The sequence below is a fragment of the Roseateles sp. P5_B10 genome, from assembly GCF_056400485.1.
Window position 1 is genome coordinate 1 of sequence record NZ_JBFULE010000055.1, and the last position, 16,511, is coordinate 16,511.

General features: G+C 67.5%; 15 protein-coding genes. 3 read left to right on the forward strand and 12 right to left on the reverse strand.

All coding sequences use genetic code 11. The features are described 5' to 3' along the window. The 6 genes from thiD to AC1DU6_RS06375 form a co-directional block, all read right to left on the reverse strand. On the reverse strand, positions 1–597 hold a 597-nt coding region (thiD, locus tag AC1DU6_RS06350; protein WP_477856351.1), incomplete at its 3' end, for a bifunctional hydroxymethylpyrimidine kinase/phosphomethylpyrimidine kinase. Next, positions 594–1,382, reverse strand: a complete 789-nt coding sequence (locus AC1DU6_RS06355; protein WP_477856352.1) for a thiazole synthase — start codon at positions 1,380–1,382, stop codon at positions 594–596. The genes AC1DU6_RS06355 and thiD, both read right to left, overlap by 4 nt. Positions 1,383–1,384: 2 nt before the next feature. After that, complete coding sequence (gene thiS / locus AC1DU6_RS06360; protein ID WP_056196984.1) at positions 1,385–1,588, reverse strand: sulfur carrier protein ThiS; 204 nt, start codon at positions 1,586–1,588, stop codon at positions 1,385–1,387. Then, the gene (locus AC1DU6_RS06365) at positions 1,581–2,582 is read right to left on the reverse strand and encodes an FAD-dependent oxidoreductase (protein ID WP_477856353.1); all 1,002 of its coding nucleotides are present in this window, start codon (positions 2,580–2,582) and stop codon (positions 1,581–1,583) included. The genes thiS and AC1DU6_RS06365 overlap by 8 nt, the downstream gene beginning before the upstream one ends. Then, the gene (gene thiC, locus AC1DU6_RS06370) at positions 2,579–4,462 is read right to left on the reverse strand and encodes a phosphomethylpyrimidine synthase ThiC (protein ID WP_477856354.1); all 1,884 of its coding nucleotides are present in this window, start codon (positions 4,460–4,462) and stop codon (positions 2,579–2,581) included. Before thiC ends, AC1DU6_RS06365 begins: the two co-directional genes overlap by 4 nt. A gap of 270 nt (positions 4,463–4,732) precedes the next feature. Beyond that, complete coding sequence (locus AC1DU6_RS06375; RefSeq protein WP_457322400.1) at positions 4,733–6,046, reverse strand: MFS transporter; 1,314 nt, start codon at positions 6,044–6,046, stop codon at positions 4,733–4,735. A gap of 72 nt (positions 6,047–6,118) precedes the next feature. Here AC1DU6_RS06375 and AC1DU6_RS06380 point away from each other — a divergent pair, with 72 nt between their 5' ends. Further along, positions 6,119–7,009, forward strand: coding sequence for a LysR family transcriptional regulator (locus AC1DU6_RS06380; protein ID WP_457322398.1), 891 nt, complete (start codon positions 6,119–6,121; stop codon positions 7,007–7,009). A gap of 76 nt (positions 7,010–7,085) precedes the next feature. Here the strand turns inward: AC1DU6_RS06380 and AC1DU6_RS06385 are convergent, their stop codons facing one another. The 4 genes from AC1DU6_RS06385 to AC1DU6_RS06400 form a co-directional block, all read right to left on the reverse strand. Beyond that, entirely contained in the window at positions 7,086–7,490 is a 405-nt protein-coding gene (locus tag AC1DU6_RS06385; protein ID WP_477856355.1) for a PIN domain-containing protein, read from the reverse strand. 3 nt (positions 7,491–7,493) lie between these two features. Further along, entirely contained in the window at positions 7,494–7,715 is a 222-nt protein-coding gene (locus tag AC1DU6_RS06390) for an AbrB/MazE/SpoVT family DNA-binding domain-containing protein (protein ID WP_056196972.1), read from the reverse strand. Between the two features lie 103 nt (positions 7,716–7,818). Further along, a complete protein-coding gene (locus AC1DU6_RS06395) occupies positions 7,819–11,061 on the reverse strand; it encodes an efflux RND transporter permease subunit (protein WP_477856356.1) in 3,243 nt (1,080 codons plus the stop codon). A 10-nt stretch (positions 11,062–11,071) separates the two neighbouring features. Next, on the reverse strand, positions 11,072–12,235 hold the full coding sequence (locus AC1DU6_RS06400; protein ID WP_477856357.1) for an efflux RND transporter periplasmic adaptor subunit: 1,164 nt from the start codon (positions 12,233–12,235) through the stop codon (positions 11,072–11,074). Positions 12,236–12,721: 486 nt separating this feature from the next. On the opposite strand from AC1DU6_RS06400, the gene AC1DU6_RS06405 reads away from it, so the two are divergent. Continuing rightward, positions 12,722–13,744 (forward strand): PEP-CTERM sorting domain-containing protein, encoded by a 1,023-nt coding sequence (locus tag AC1DU6_RS06405; RefSeq protein WP_457323166.1) that lies wholly within the window; start codon positions 12,722–12,724, stop codon positions 13,742–13,744. A gap of 87 nt (positions 13,745–13,831) precedes the next feature. Here the strand turns inward: AC1DU6_RS06405 and aroC are convergent, their stop codons facing one another. Beyond that, a complete protein-coding gene (gene aroC / locus AC1DU6_RS06410) occupies positions 13,832–14,929 on the reverse strand; it encodes a chorismate synthase (RefSeq protein ID WP_477856358.1) in 1,098 nt (365 codons plus the stop codon). A 75-nt stretch (positions 14,930–15,004) separates the two neighbouring features. Further along, positions 15,005–15,472 carry a CBS domain-containing protein gene (locus AC1DU6_RS06415; protein WP_056196964.1) on the reverse strand — a complete coding sequence of 156 codons (468 nt, stop codon included), beginning with the start codon at positions 15,470–15,472 and terminating at the stop codon, positions 15,005–15,007. A 72-nt stretch (positions 15,473–15,544) separates the two neighbouring features. On the opposite strand from AC1DU6_RS06415, the gene AC1DU6_RS06420 reads away from it, so the two are divergent. Further along, a partial coding sequence (locus tag AC1DU6_RS06420) for a PLP-dependent transferase (RefSeq protein WP_477856359.1) occupies positions 15,545–16,511 on the forward strand: 967 nt, incomplete at its 3' end.

The following is a 16,511-nucleotide window of genomic DNA, read 5'->3' on the forward strand; positions in this document are numbered from 1 at the left end:
CGGCAGGGCCAGCCAGCCGGTTGCATGCTCGGCCGCCAACCAATCCAGGGCGAGCGGGCCGCCGGCATCGCCACCGGTGATGCAGACAGCGTGTGCACCCAGGGCCAGCAGCGCGCGCGCCTGCGCAGGCACGCTGCCCTCGCCCACCAGGCACGCCGTCTCGCGTTGGTTGGGCGTGACGACGCTGGTCCGCGGCAGCAGCTCCTCGCGATAAGCGCGCAGCAGTGCTTCGTCGGCAAAGGTGGCGCCGGTGGAGGCCCGCAGCACCGGGTCGACAACCAGAGTGACGGGAGCGCGCTCGCGCAGCCGGTCAACCCAACGTGCAACAACGCGCAGTTGCTCGACACCGCCGAGCAGGCCCGTCTTGATCGCAGCAGGCGGCAGGTCATCGGCCAGCGCGGCGAGCTGGGCGTCGAGCTGCTCAGGCGGTACGGGGAAGACGGCCTCGACGGCGACGCTGTTCTGCGCCGTCAACGCGGCCGCCACGGGGCAAAGGTGCACGCCCGCCGCATCGGCAGCGCGCTGGTCGGCCGACAGGCCGGCACCGCCACCGCTGTCCAGCCCGGCAATGCTCCAGATGATGGGTGGCTTGCTCATGGAATCAGAAAGGGCCTGCCGCCCACCGGTGTGCTCGCGACGGCCATGTCCTGCTTGCTCATGACGCCGGCCTCGAAGCCGGTTCGCCCGGCCTCGATGGCCTGGCCGAAGGCGGCGGCCATGCGGATGGGGTCACCGGCCTGGGCTATCGCCGAGTTCAGCAGCACGCCGTCCAAGCCCAGCTCCATCGCCTGGGCCGCGTGCGAGGGCGCACCGATGCCGGCGTCCACGATCAGCGGCACGCCGGGCAGGCGCTCGCGGAGCGTGCGCAGGGCGAACGGGTTGAGCAGGCCTTGGCCCGACCCGATGGGTGCGCCCCAGGGCATCAGCACCTGGCAGCCGGCGTCCAGCAGGCGGCGGCAGGTGACGAGGTCGTCGGTGCAGTAGGGGAAGACCTCGAAACCGTCCTTCACGAGCTGCTCGGCGGCCGTGACCAGCTCCCAGGGGTCGGGTTGCAGCGTGTACTCGTCGCCGACGACCTCCAGCTTGATCCACGGCGTGTCGTAGAGCTCGCGCGCCATGTGCGCCAGCGTGACGGCCTCCTGCGCGGTGCGGCACCCGGCGGTGTTGGGCAGCAGGTGGCCGCCGGTCTCGGCGAGCGTCGCGCGGATGGCGGCGACAAAGCCGTTGTCGCCGGCCGCCGCGAGCGTGCGCTTGAGGCCGACGGTCAACACCTGGGCGCCGCTGGCCAGCACGGCCCGGCGAAGGATCTCGGGCGAGGGGTAGCCGGCGGTGCCGAGCAGGAAGCGGCTGGTGAGCTGGSAGCCGTAAAGGGTCCAAGACATGCTCAGCCTCCGGTGATGGGTTGAATGAGGGTCAGTTCGTCGCCGGGCTGGATCAGCGTCACCTCACGCAGCGAACGGGGCACGAAGGCGCCGTTCAACGCCGTGGCGACGGCTTCGGGCGCCCTGTCCTGCTCGGCCAGCATCGCGGCGACGCTCAGGCCTTCGCGCCAGGGGCGGGGCTCGCGGTTCAAGGTGAACTCAGACATGCTGAAGCGCTTTCTCGGCCAGCGCCGGCGCCAGCAGCCAGCCATGGCGAAACAGGCCATTGATGCGCAGCAGGCCGGGCTGGTGGTCGATGCGCGGCCGATGGTCGGCAAAGGCCGGGCGCAGGTTGGTTTCCATGTGCACGATGCGCGCCTCTGCCAGCGCCGGCAGCACGCTGTGGGCAGCGGCCATCAGCTCCACGGCGCTGCGCAGGCTCACGGGTGAGCGGTCCTCGCTCTCGACCTCTGAAGCACCAACGACGATGACGTCGCCCGGCCGCGGCACGAGGTAGACGCGGTGGCGTGGGTGCAGCAGCCGCACGGGGCGGTTGAGCACGACGCCCGGCGCGTGCAGCCACAGGATCTCGCCCCGAACACCGCGCAGGTCCGGCAGGTCGGGCCTGGCACCGAGACCGCGGGTGTCAATGACGAGGTCGGCATCCAGGCGACGGCCATCGTCGAGTTCCAGCATGTGGGGCCGGACAGCGACGGCGCGGCGACCCCAGAGCCAGTCGACATCGGCGGCTTGCTCGGCCAAGGCGGCCAGCAGCTCGCGCGGCAGCAACTGGCCTTCGCCGGGTAGCAGCCAGGCCTTGAGATCGGGCGCAAGCGCAGGTTCCAGCGCCTGCAGCGCGACGCGATCCAGCGGCTCGGGGCCTTCCGCCAGGCGGGCGAGCACGCGCCGCGCTGCGCCCAGGTCGCTGCCATGCGCCAGCAGCAGACTGCCCTCGGCCTTCACCAGGCCGGGTTGCCCCAGCGCCGCGGCGATTGCGGGCCACAGCGCGAGCGATCRCCAGCCCAGCGCCGCGATCTCGGGCTCGGCATGTTCCTGCTCGGCCAGTGGGCTCAGCATGCCGGCCGCGGTGAAGGCCGCGGCGCCGGGCTCGGCCGGCCCCGAGGCAGGGTCAGCCACAGTCACGCGATGCCCGGCCCGCGCGAGCTGCCAGGCCAGCAGCCGGCCCATGACGCCRGCGCCTGCAATTGCAACGCGAATCACGCCTGCGGCTTGATGGGGATGTAGAGCTCGCCGCCGGCCTTGCGGAACTCGGCTGACTTCTGCGCCATGCCGTCAGCCACCACGTCCGCCGCTTCGAGCCCCTTGGCCGCCGCGTACTCGCGCACGTCCTGCGTGATCTTCATCGAGCAGAACTTCGGCCCGCACATCGAGCAGAAGTGCGCCTCCTTGGACGAGTCCTTGGGCAGGGTCTCGTCGTGATAGTTGCGTGCCGTGTCGGGGTCCAGGCCGAGTGCGAACTGGTCGTTCCAGCGGAACTCGAAGCGCGCCTTGCTCATCGCGTCGTCACGTGCGCGGGCACCGGGGTGACCCTTGGCGATGTCGGCCGCGTGGGCCGCGATCTTGTAGGCGATCAGCCCCTGCTTCACGTCGTCGCGGTCGGGCAGGCCCAGGTGCTCCTTGGGCGTCACGTAGCAGAGCATGGCCGTGCCCATCCAGCCGATCATGGCCGCGCCGATGGCGCTGGCGATGTGGTCGTAACCCGGCGCGATGTCGATGGTCAGCGGGCCCAGCGTGTAGAACGGCGCCTCGTCGCAGTGCTTGAGCTGCTCCGTCATGTTGGCCTGGATGAGATGCATGGGCACGTGGCCGGGGCCCTCGATCATGGTCTGCACGTCGTGCTTCCAGGCCACCTTGGTCAGTTCGCCCAGCGTCTTCAGCTCGGCGAACTGCGCCTCGTCGTTGGCATCGGCGCCGCTGCCGGGGCGCAGGCCGTCGCCCAGCGAGAAGGTCACGTCGTAGGCCTTCATGATTTCGCAGATCTCTTCGAAGTGCGTGTACAGGAAGTTCTCGCGGTGATGCGTGATGCACCACTTGGCCAGGATGGAGCCGCCGCGCGACACGATGCCCGTGCGGCGCTTGGTCGTCAGGTGGATGAACGGCAGGCGCAGGCCGGCGTGGATGGTGAAGTAGTCGATGCCCTGCTCGGCCTGCTCGATCAGCGTGTCGCGGAAGATGGCCCAGGAGAGGTCTTCGGCGATGCCGCCCACCTTCTCCAGCGCCTGGTAGATGGGCACGGTGCCGATGGGCACGGGCGAGTTGCGGACGATCCAGTCGCGTGTCGTGTGGATGTTGCGACCGGTGGAGAGGTCCATCACCGTGTCCGCACCCCAGCGGATGGACCAGACCAGCTTCTCGACCTCTTCCTCGATGCTGGACGTGACGGCCGAGTTGCCGATGTTGGCGTTGACCTTGACCAGGAAGTTGCGGCCGATGATGGTCGGCTCGAGCTCGGTGTGGTTGATGTTGGCAGGGATGACGGCGCGGCCGCGGGCCACCTCCTGGCGCACGAACTCGGGCGTGATGATCTCGGGGATGGCCGCGCCCATCGAGTCGCCGCGCAGGCGCTGCTCGCGCTCGGCGTCCRACAGGTACTCGCGCATCCACTCGCGCTTGCCGTTCTCGCGCAGCGCGACGAATTCCATCTCCGGCGTGACGATGCCGCGGCGGGCGTAGTGCATCTGGCTGACGTTGGCGCCGGCCTGGGCGCGACGCGGCTGGCGCTGCAGCGCGGCGGCCTCGGCGCGCAGTTGGGCGATGCGCTCGTTGTCCTCCTTGCCGCCGTCGTCAAGCGCCACGCGCGTGCGGCCCGTGTAGGCCTCGGTATCGGCGCGGTCACCGACCCAGCTGGAGCGGATGGGCGGCAGGCCCCGGCGCACGTCGATCTGCGCCTTGGGGTCGGTGTAGGGGCCGGAGGTGTCGTGCACGACGACTCGCTCGCCATTCGTCAGCGCGATTTCGCGCATGGGCACGGCCACGTCGGGCCGGCTGCCGGTCACGTAGACCTTGCTTGATGCCGGGAAGGGCTCGCGCGTCAGCGACAGGCGCTCATCGAGCGAGAGGTTCTTTTCGGGGGCGTTCATGGCGGCGGTCTCCTGGAGCAGTGGGTTCGGTGCTCCAAGGCCGCCTGTGGGTGAGGTGCGGCCCGAAGGCCACACCTGCACGCCGCGAGGCATGCGCTCTCCTTACGCCGGTATTAGCCGGTTCAAGTTCACGGGTTTGGTCAGGGCTTGTTAACACGACGGCAACGGGCCGCGTTGTCGTCGTGTTAACAAGCCCAGGATGACCATCTCAGCGTCTGGGCTCGGCTTTCGCCAGGCCCGGGCACCCCGGAGCGGGGGCGATTGTGCTTGTCAATTCGCGCGTCTGGCAAGCCCGAGGGCGACGGCAACCAAAGCTGTCGCGATGACGAAGCTCAAGCGCAGCCCGCCGGCGGCGAAAACGGCGCCCATCGCCGAGGCGCCGGTGATGAGGCCGAGATTGCGCGACAGCGTCAGCAGGCCGCTGATGACGCCGCGCTGTTCGGCCGGCACCTCGGCCATGACCCCTGTGTTGTTGGCGGCCTGGAAGAGTGCATAGCCGGGCGTGACGATTGCGAGCGGGCCCACGTAGGCGATGGCGCCAAGCGACGCGGGCAGCAGCGCGATGAGCGCGCAGCCGACCGCCATGGCGGCGAGGCCCAGTTGGCTCGTTCGCCGTGTGCCGAAGCGATCCACCAGCCGGCCGGCCGGAATGCCGCTGCCGGCCGAAAGGAGGGGACCGACGGACATCAGCACGCCCACCGTGGCGGCGCCAAGGCCGAGCGCGCCGCTGAGGTGGAAGGGGCCAACGACCAGGGTGGCCATCATGACGGCAGACACCAGGGCGTTCATCGCCAGGGCTGCGCTCAGGGCGGGGTCGCGCAGCCGGTCCAGCCGCACGAGAGGCGAGGTAGCGCGCGCCTCGGTGCGCAGGAACAGCAGCAGGCCCACCGCGGCGGCAGCCAGCAGGCCAAGATGCCACGTCATCGCGAGGGCATAGGCCGCCAGCGTCAGCGCCAGCCACCACGTGCCGGGCAGGTCGAAGCCGGCAGCACCCTGCCCTCGGTCAGCCGGCAAATACCGCCAGGCCAGCGCAATGGCCAGCAAGCCCAGCGGGAGGTTGACGGCGAATACGGCCTGCCAGCCCAAAGCACCGATCAACGCGCCTCCCAGCGACGGACCGAGAGCCGTGCCGACTGCCGACATCGTGCCCAGCAGCCCCATCGCGCTGCCCGTGCGCGCCTTGGGCAGCGCCGCGGCCACCATGGCCATCGTCAAGGCCATCATGGCGGCAGCGCCCACGCCTTGCAGTGCCCGGGCGGCGATCAGCAGCGGCAGCGTGGGTGCCAGCGCGCAGAGAGCCGACGCGGCCGTGAACAGCGCGATGCCGGCCAGCAGCAGGCGGCGTCGGCCGATCAGGTCACCCAGCCGGCCGGCAATGACGATGAGGGTCGTGATCGCCAGCAGATAGGCCAGCACGACCCATTGCGCCTCGACGAAGCCGGCACCGAAGGCGCTAGCCAGCGTGGGCAGCGCGACATTGGCGCTGCTGACGGCCAGCGAAGGCAGCAGGGTGCAAAGGGCCAGGCCGGCAAGCACGCCGATGACAGGCGTTGCGGCGGGGTGAGCGACGGTCGAGGTGTTCATGCCCCGACCTTAGGCATTTGCTGGGCATGGCGGAAGACGCATCATCTGCACTTCATCAATGCACGAGACGCCATGTCAGACCCTGATCTGAACCTGCTGCTGACGCTGGACGCCCTGCTGGCCGAGGGCAGCGTCGCTGGCGCCGCGCGAAGACTGAGGTTGAGCCCGTCGGCGATGAGCCGGTCGCTGGCGCGGCTGCGCGAGGCCACCGGCGACCCGCTGCTCGTGCGCGCCGGGCGTGGGCTGGTGGCGTCACCTAGGGCGCTGGAATTGCGCGAGCGCATCGGACCGCTGCTGCAGGAGGCGCAGGCCGCGTTGAGGCCGGCGGCGGCGTTGCGGCTGGACAAACTGGAGCGAGAGTTCACGCTGCGAACGCGCGAAGGGTTTGTCGAGAACTTCGGCGCAGCCCTGCTAGCCCGCGTGAGTTCGGAAGCGCCGAGCGTGCGGCTGCGCTTCGTCCCCAAGCCCGACCGTGACAGCACGCCCCTGCGTGATGGCAGCGTCGACCTGGAGACGGGCATCGTCACTGCGTCCAGCGGGCCGGAGCTGCGTGCGCAGGCGCTGTTTCGCGATCGCTTCGTGGCCGTCGTCCGCCAAGGTCATGGGCTGGCGAACGGCAAGCTGACGGCGAAGCGCTACGCGGCGGGCCGGCATGTCGCCATCTCCCGGAGCGGCACGGCGGCGGGCCCCGTCGACGAGGCCTTGTCCGCCATGGGCCTTGGCCGCGACATCGTCGTCACGGTGGCGGGGTTCTCGGAAGCACTGGCGCTGGCGCGCGGCACGGACCTGATTGCCACGGTGCCCGAGCGGCACACCGGGCATCTGCGCGATGGCCTGCTGACTGTCGGTCTGCCACTGGCGCTGGAGCCGTTCACCGTCTCGCTGCTTTGGCATCCTCGGATGGATGGGGATGCGGCGCATCGGTGGTTGCGGGGCTGTGTGCGAGAGGTCTGCGCGGCCTGATCTACGGCAAGTCGCCCTCGAGTGCACAAGCCGCTGCGCTCGCCAGGCTTTTGCGCCMGCCCCCGGCTGAGCCGCGTCAGCCCTTGGCCAGCAGTTGCGCGCCGTCCACCCGGGCAGCGCCTTTATCGAAAGTCCACAGCGGCTGCTCGCCGGCCTGGGCGGCCAGCGCGATGTGCAGGCAGTCGGCGAAGTCCGCCGGGCCTTGGCGGAAAAGCTGCAGCGCCACCTCCAGCGCACGCTCCGATTCGATGCTCAGCTCGGCCGCCGAGAACAGCGATGACAGGGCGTGCAGCACGCTGTCCTTGTCGAAGCCATAGCTCTTGCGCAGCACCCATTCGAGCTCCAGCACGACGGTGACGGGCACGAAGAGCGTGGCGCCTTCACCCGTCAGCCGCGCCATCAGCTGGCGCACCGCCGCAGCCTGCGCGGCGTCGTCCTGCACGAGGTAGCGCACCAGGACGTTGGTATCGAGCGCGGGCATGCCTCAGCGCCAGGGGTTCATTTCATCGATGCCGATGCGCTTGCCCTTGGGGGCCTTGAGCATGCCGGCCATGTCGAGGATGGACTTGCTCTTGACCCGCACGATCAGGGTGCCATCGGGCATGGCCGACCACACCAGGCGCGTACCAGGCTTGGCATCCACGAGCGCCCGGATTTCTGCGGGCATGGTGGTCTGGCCCTTGGCAGTGACGGTGGATTCGGACATGGCAACTCCTTACTATCGGCGTGATTGTAATTCGCACAAGCAAAAAGGGCCGACCACTTGACGTGACCGGCCCCAGCGCAGAAGCGCTCGAGGGATCTCTTGCTTAATCCTTGTCCGCCGGCATCGCGCCGGGCATGCCGTGCAGCGGCATCGACGAGGCACCGCCCTGCTCTGCCTTCTTCGTGGCGGGCTTCTTCTCCCGCACCAGATAGCTGTACAGCACCGGCACCACCACCAGCGTCAGCAGCGTAGAGGTGATGACACCGCCGATGATGGCGCGGCCCATGGGCGCCTGGATTTCGCCGCCATCGTTCAGCGCGATGGCCATCGGCAGCATGCCGAAGACCATGGCGGCCGTCGTCATGATGATGGGGCGCATGCGGATCAGGCCAGCTTCACGCAGCGCCTCGGCCACCGTCGCACCGGCCTTGCGTGCGTGGTTGGCGAAGTCGACGAGAAGAATCGCGTTCTTCGTCACCAGGCCCATCAGCATCACCAGGCCGATCATCGAGAACACATTCAGCGTCGAGCGCCACAGCAGCAGGGCCAGCATCACGCCGATGAGGGCGAGCGGCAGTGAAGCCATGATGGCGATGGGCTGCAGGAAGCTGCCGAACTGGCTGGCCAGCACGATGTAGATGAAGATGCCGGCCAGCGCCATCGCCGCCAGCAGGCCGTTGAAGGCCTCGGCCTGCTGCTTGCCGGCGCCGTCCACCTTGAAGCTGGTGCCCGGGGGCAGCTGGGTGGCCTTGATCAGCTTCTGCACATCGGCATTCACGTCGCCGCCCGGGCGGCCCTGGACGCCGGCGAACACGGCCTCGCGGCGCTGCAGGTTCTCGCGGCGGATCACCTCGGGGTTGAACACCGGCTCGATGGTCGCGACCTGGTCCAGCGCGATGGGCGCGCCGTCCTTGGAGAAGGCCACCGGCAGCTTGCTCATCTGCTCGATGCGCTCGCGCTGTTCGCGCGGCAGGCGCAGCAGCACCTCGACCTGGTTGCCATCCGGCGTCGTCCAGTAGGTGGCGATCTCGCCGTTCACGTAGGCACGCAGGCTGGAGGCGATCTGCGGGGCGGTCAGGCCCAGTTCGCGGATGGCCGAATCCTTCAGGCGCACGGCAAAGGCCGGCAGGCCGGGCTTGACGGTCGTGTCCACGTCGACGGCGCCGGGGATCTTCTTGATCTTCTCGACCAGGTCGGTGGCGGCCTGGGTCAGCACTTCGGGGTCGCTGCCCAGGATGGTGATCCAGATCGGGCGGTTGAAGCCAACACTGACCTCGATGCCGGGGATCTTGGCAATGTCGGCGCGGATGGCGTCCTCGATCTCCTTTTGCGTGCGCTTGCGTTCGCTGCGGTCGGTCAGCGTGATATTCAGCGCCGCCTGGTTGCGGCCGGTGGACAGGCCTTCGCCGGTGCTGCCGACCACGGTCGAGACGGTCTTGATCTCGGGGTAGTTCTTGAGGATCTCCTCGATCTGGGCGACCTTGGCGCTGCCGCGCTCGATGCTGCTGGCCACCGGCATGCGCAGGTTGACCTGCGTGAAGCCGTTGTCTGTCTCGGGCACGAATTCGCTGCCGACCATGGGCGCCAGGGCCAGTGCGGCGACGAAGCTGGCGAAGGCACCCCACATGACGAGGCCACGCGGCGTCAGCGTCGCGAAGCGGAACACGCGCTTCGCGGCCTTGTCGCGCTTGCCGTCCGCGCTGAACGGATGGCCATAGGCGGGAATCGGCGGCACGAAGACGCGGTAGCGACGGCCGGAGAAGGCCCAGTCGATCGTCCTGGCATAGAGGTCGTGCAGGCGGTCCATGCTCCAGTCGGTCGCGCGGATGAGATGACCGATGACAGGCCAGTGCTTGATGCGCGTGCCCGGCGGGTCTGGCCAGACCGACGACAGCATCGGATCGAGCGTGAAGCTGACGAACAGGCTGACCAGCACCGCCACCGCGACGGTGATGCCGAAGGGGTAGAAGAACTTGCCGATGATGCCGCCCATGAAGGCGACGGGCACAAACACCGCGCAGATGGCGAAGGTGGTGGCCATGACGGCCAGGCCGATCTCGTTGGTGCCGTCGAACGACGCCTGGCGGTGGTCCTTGCCCATGGCCACATGGCGCACGATGTTCTCGCGCACGACGATGGCGTCGTCGATCAGCAGGCCGATGCACAGGCTCAAGGCCATCATCGTCATGAAGTTCAGCGTGAAGCCGAAGGCCTGCACGGCGATGAAGCTGGAGATGACGGCGATGGGCAGCGTGAGGCCGGTGATGATGGTCGAGCGCCAGCTGTGCAGGAACAGGAAGACGATGGCCACCGTCAGCAGCGCGCCTTCAATCAGCGTGTGCTGCAGGCCGGTCAGCGAGCCCTTGACGAAGTCGCTAGCGGCGTAGATGAGGCGCAGCTCGACGTCCTTGGGCAGCGTCTTGCGCAGCTCGGCCATTGCTTCCTTCACGGACTCGCCGGTCTTGACGATGTTGGCGTCCTGCTGCTTGAAGATGTTGAAGCTGACGGCCGGCTGGCCGTTGATGCGGGCGATGCTGTCCTGCTCGCGCTCGCGCTCGACCAGGGTGCCGAGGTCGTTCAGCGTCAGCGCCAGGTTGCCGCGGCGGGCGACGATCATGTTGCCGAAAGCCTTGGGGTCCTTCACGCGACCTTCCACGCGCAGGATGGCGTCGGAGGTGGAGTCGGACAGCAGGCCCACCGGCTGATCGGCGTTGGCCTCAGCCAGCGCCTTGGCAATCTCGGCCGGCGTCACGCTGTAGGCGCGCAGCCGCATCGGGTCGAGGTCGATACGCACCTCACGGGTGGTCAGGCCGCCCACGTCCACCTTGGCCACGCCTTCCACACGACCCAGGCGCTTGGAGACGATCAGGTCGGCCATCATGGACAGCTCGCGCGAGCCGCGTGTGGGGCTCAGCAGCGCCATGACCACGACGGGCTGCGAGTTGTCGTTCTCGAAGCGCTGCACCGTCGGCGGCTTGGCGTCACGCGGGAATCGGGCCTGCGCGGCGGCGACGCGGTCGCGCAGGTCCTGCATCGCGCGGCCCATGTCGGCGTTCAGCGAGAACTCGACGCTGGCCTGCACACGGCSCTCGWWGCTGCGCGWCTGGATGCGTTCCACGCCGGCAATCGTGTTCAGCGCCTCTTCCAGGGGTTTGGCGATCTCGCGCTCGACGGCCTCGGGCGAGGCGCCGGGGTAGCGCACGTCCACCTGCGCGCCGGGGAACGAAATGTCGGGCATCTGCTCGACGCCCAGCTTGGAGTAGGAAAACAGGCCCAGCACGCACAGGGCCACCATCACCATGGTCGCAAAGACCGGGTTCTGGATGGAAACGCGGGTCATCCACATGGCACGCCCCTTACTGAACCGTGGCGGCCGACGCGGCCGAGCTGGCCACCTTGGCCTTGGCGGCGACGATGTTCGCCTTGTCACCTTCGCGCAGGTTGTCGAAGCGCGCCGCCAGCACCTGGGCTTCGGGCTTGAGGCCGTTCAACACCTCCACGCGGCCTTCGCGGGCGTCGCTGCGGCCGGTCGTCACGATCCGGCGCACCAAGGCGCCGCTCTCGATCATCCAGATCTGTTCCTGGCCGGCATTGCGGCTGATGGCGGCGATGGGCACGGTCAGTCGCTGGGTGTCATCCTGCAGCACCACCTTGGCAACGGCGTACTGGCCGGCACGGTAGGCCTCCTTGGGGTTGGCCAGCACCAGCGTCACGCCGATGGAACGCGTGCCCGGCTCGGCGCTCGGCGCGATGCGGTCGATCTTGGCCTCGACCGGCTCTTCCACGCCCTCGACCTTCACCTGCACCGTCATGCCCGGCTTCAGGCGGCTGACTTCAYGCGTGCCGACCAGGCCGGCCAGTTCGAGCTTGGACAGGTCGACGATGGTCAGGATCTGCTGTTCGGCCGCCACTTTCTCGCCGGGCACCACATGGCGCTTGGAGACGACGCCGTTGATGGGTGCGACCAGCGCGGCCTGGCGCATCGTCACCTGGCTGGTGTCGAGCTGGGCCTTGGCGGCGTTCCAGTTGGCGCGGGCGGATTCGTAGGCGGCGCGAGAGTTGTCCAGCGCGGTCTGGGCAATGAAGTTCTTGGCAGCCAGGCCTTCGTTGGCCTTGAAGCTGCGCTCGGCCTGCTCCATCTGGGCCCGCATGGCTTCGACGCTGGCGCCGCGCTCGGCGATGCGATAGCGAAGCTCTTCCAGGTCGACCTGGCCGAGAGCCTGGCCCGCCTTCACGCGGCTGCCTTCGCCGACAGCGAGGTTGAGCAGCGTGCCGTTGGACTTGGCGCGAACCATGGCCGTGCCCGGCGCCACCAGCGGGCCGCTGAATTCGATCTGGGCCGGCATGGCGGTCAGCGTCGGCTTGACGACTTCGCTGGGCACGAACTCCAGCACGGCCTTGGCCTTCTCGTCACCCGGCTTGTTGGGGCCATCCCCCTTGCTCGCCATGACGGCCACCCCGGCACCGCCCACCAACAACACGGCTGCGACGACGCTACCGATCTTCCAAGACTTGCGCATGGCTCCCCCAATCACTCTCTGATTTCACGACCTTTACAGTCTAGAAACCGGCGGCAAGCCGCGCAGCGGGCTTGTGACGAAACGCGGTTTGCGAGGGCTGAGCTGCACCGGCCGGCGATCAGGCTGGAATCCCGGCGGACGAGTTGCGGATCACGAGAGGCGGCCTGCATCAAATCCGCTGCGCAGCGTCATGACGAGGTCATAGCGACACCAATTGCCGGCGAGCGGCCATCGCCGCTGCTGCTGCCAGCGCCGACCAGTCCAATGCGCTGCCACCTCTCGACATCAATTCGAATGAAAACGTTCCCCGCGTTCTGGGGATCAGCGCAGCAGGCCCCGACATCACGAAGCCTACAGTGCAGTTCGCTCGCATCTTGGCTCGGTCGATTTCACTTTGAGCTTCACCTCGGTGAGTGCCCCGAGTTTGAACAGCCGACACAGTGGGTGTTGGATGTATTCGGGTTCAAATCAATAGGGGTGAGAACGATGTCCCAACTTCAGATGTTCCGCACAAGGTCTACGTTAAGCCCGGGCGCCACGTGGATTTTCAATGCCGTGATTTGCCTGGCTGCGATGGGGCCGGCGATTTCCGCAAGTGCTTCGGAAGTCAAGGTCACTGTTTTTGCAAACTACACGGCCGAAGATGGCAGCAATGGCGGCGTCGGCCCCATCACTCATTCTTCAGTGAATGGCTCGGTGTCTGAAAAGATCAGCAGCGTATGGTCAGGCTCGGGCGGCTCGAGCGGCGCTACCGCAGACTACGGTGTACTCAAATCTTCAGCCATTGCCAGCGCGAGCCGTGGCAACATTTTCAATGGATTCGCGTCGGTGGGAAAGGCATATGCCGCCGCACACTGGAGTGACTCCGTCACAGTGGCTGGCGCAGGCTTGTCCGGCACCGGCTGGGCCAATATTCGTTTCTTCGTCGATCCCGCCTCAGGCAGCCTTCTCAACAGCGGCACGGCTGGTTTGGGGGGAAGCTTTGCTGGAACGGCTGCGGCTGACTTCGTTTTCAGCGCGGGTGGCGCCACTGTATTCAGCTTCAATGTTCAGGCGGCATTGACTCATCTGGGCACCGATCCAACATATACATTCACCCGCGTCAATGGCCTCGACTACACCGGGGATCTACGCGGATTCTGGGAGCTGAGCATTCCCGTTACGTTTGGTCAGGCGTTCGCCCTGGACGCCGGCATCGACACGACGGCTTATACGCTGGCGGGATCAAACTCCTCGGTCGATTCGTTCGCCAATTTCGGAAATTCAATCTATTGGGCCGGCATTACGTCCATTACTTTGGCGAATGGATCGACAACGACGGCGTTTTCGGCGCTGGGAAATACTGCTCACGACTGGAAGGTGTCAGCAGTTCCAGTCCCTGAGCCCAGCAGCGGATGGCTGCTGTGTTTCGGTCTGGGGACGCTCGCGGTGTTTCTTGCTTTCCGCAAGAAGGTTGTCCAGCCGCACAGCCCAAACCCGAACGCTGTCGGGCTTGAATCGCTGACCTGATTTAGCAACTCAGTTCAGCTGTAGTCCACGGCATTGCTCGCCCGTTGCGGGCTTTGCCCGTCGTCAGCCCGACGCGCTCGCCTCAACCTATCGTTGTGCCGGGATGGCATCGACCGGCAGCACGACATCTCCACACTGCGCCCTGTGACGAAKGGCATGGTCCATCAGCACCAGGGCCAGCATGGCCTCGGCGATGGGCGTGGCGCGGATGCCCACGCAGGGGTCGTGGCGGCCAAAGGTTTCCACCACGGAAGGATTGCCCGCGCGGTCGATGCTCGCTTTGGGGCTGCGAATCGAACTGGTCGGCTTGATCGCGATACTGGCGACGATGTCCTGGCCGGTGGAGATGCCGCCCAGCATGCCGCCCGAGTTGTTGCTGGCAAATCCCAGCGGTGTCAGCTCATCGCCATGCTCGGTGCCCTTCTGTGCGACGACGCCGAAGCCGGCGCCGATCTCGACGCCCTTGACGGCGTTGATGCCCATCAGCGCGTAGGCGATGTCGGCGTCGAGCTTGTCGAACAGCGGCTCGCCCAGGCCGACCGGCACGCCGGTGGCTTCCACGCGGATGCGTGCGCCAACCGAGTCGCCGGCCTTGCGCAAGGCGTCCATGTAGTCCTCCAGCGCGGCGATCTTGCTGGCGTTGGCGGCAAAGAAGGGGTTCTGGCCGACGTGCTGCCAGCCTTCGAAAGGAATCTCGATCTCGCCGAGCTGGGTCATGCAGCCGCGGAATTCGGTGCCATAAGCCTCCCGCAGCCATTTGCGGGCCACCGCGCCGGCGCCGACCATGGGCGCCGTCAACCGCGCCGACGCGCGGCCACCGCCGCGTGGGTCGCGCACACCGTATTTGCGCCAGTAGGTGTAGTCGGCGTGGCCGGGGCGGAAGGTGTCGAGGATGTTGCCGTAATCCTTGCTGCGCTGGTCGGTGTTCTCGATCAGCAGGCAGATTGGCGTGCCGGTCGTGACGCCCTCATAGACGCCGGACAGGATCTTGACCGCGTCGGGCTCGTTGCGCTGGGTGACGTGACGGCTGGTGCCGGGGCGGCGGCGGTCCAGCTCGGGCTGGATGTCGGCCTCGCTGAGCGCCATGCCCGGCGGGCAGCCGTCGATGACGCAGCCAATGGCCGGACCGTGGCTTTCGCCGAAATTGGTGACGCGAAAGAGTTCGCCGAGGGTGCTACCGGACATGCCGCCATTCTAGGAGCCGTCCAAATGAAAAGCGGCCTGCAAAGGCCGCCTTCATGGACAACGAACCAAGTCGGCTCAGCCGGCCTTGGCCGGGTCCTCGATGGGCTCCTCGACCGGCCAGTCGCGGATATAGGCCTTGAGCATGCGGTTCTCGAAGTCCTGGCTGTCCACCACCGCCTTGGCCACGTCGTAGAACGAGATGACGCCCATCAGCGTCTTGCCGTTCATCACCGGCATGTAGCGCGCGTGGCGGCCCAGCATCATGCGGCGCACCTCGTCGATCTCTGTCTCGGGCGTGCAGGTCAGCGGCGCGTCGTCCATCACCGTGCGGACGATGGTCGTGCCCACCGTGCCCTGGTTCTTCACGATGGCCTGGATGACCTCGCGGAAGGTCAGCATGCCGACCAGGTCGCCATGCTCCATGACAACCAGCGAACCGATGTCGCGCTCTGCCATGACGGCCAGCGAATCCTTCAGCGGCTCGTCGGGCGTGACAGTGAACAAGGTGCCACCTTTGACACGCAGGATATCGACGACTTTCATAGGGGCCTCCATGCGAAAACTGCCAGTCAACATAGCACACAATGCCCGCGACTCCACCCCATAGAAAACACCATGCCGGGCTTCGACACCCTAGCTTTGCATGCCGGCGCCACGCCCGATCCGGGCACCGGCGCGCGGGCGACGCCGCTGCACCTCAGCACCTCCTTCGTCTTCGAGAACAGCGAGCACGCGGCGTCGCTGTTCAACATGGAGCGTTCGGGGCACGTCTACAGCCGGCTCTCCAACCCGACGACGGCGGTTTTCGAGGAGCGCATGGCGGCGCTGGACGGCGGCATCGGCGCGATCGCGACGGCCAGCGGCCAGGCGGCCCTTCACCTGGCCATCTGCACGCTGATGGGCGCCGGCGGTCACGTCGTCGCCAGCACGGCGCTGTATGGCGGCAGCCACAACCTGCTGCACTACACGCTGCGCCGTTTCGGCATCGAGACGACCTTCGTCAACCCACGCGACCTGGACGCCTGGCGGGCTGCCATTCGGCCCGAGACGCGGCTGTTGTTCGGCGAGAGCCTTGGCAACCCGGGGCTGGACGTGCTGGACATCCCGACTTTGTCGGCACTGGCGCATGAGGCCGGCCTGCCACTGCTCGTCGATGCGACCTTTACGACGCCCTATCTGCAGCGCCCGGCCGAACTCGGCGCCGATCTGGTCTACCACTCGGCCACCAAATTCCTCTGCGGCCATGGCACCGTGATTGGCGGCGTGCTGGTGGATGCGGGCTCCTTCGACTGGCAGGCCGCGCACGACCGCCATGGCCGATTCGAGACCTTGTGTGAACCGTATGACGGCTTCCACGGCATGGTGTTCGCCGAGGAAAGCACCGTCGGCGCCTTCCTGCTGCGCGCCCGCCGCGAAGGCCTGCGCGACTTCGGCGCCTGCATGAGCCCRCACACGGCCTGGCTGATGCTGCAAGGATTGGAGACGCTGCCGCTGCGCATGGCCCGGCATGTGGCCAATGCGCAGGCGGTGACCGAGTTCCTGCAGGCACACGACCTCGTCGAGAAGGTGGCCTACCCCGGCC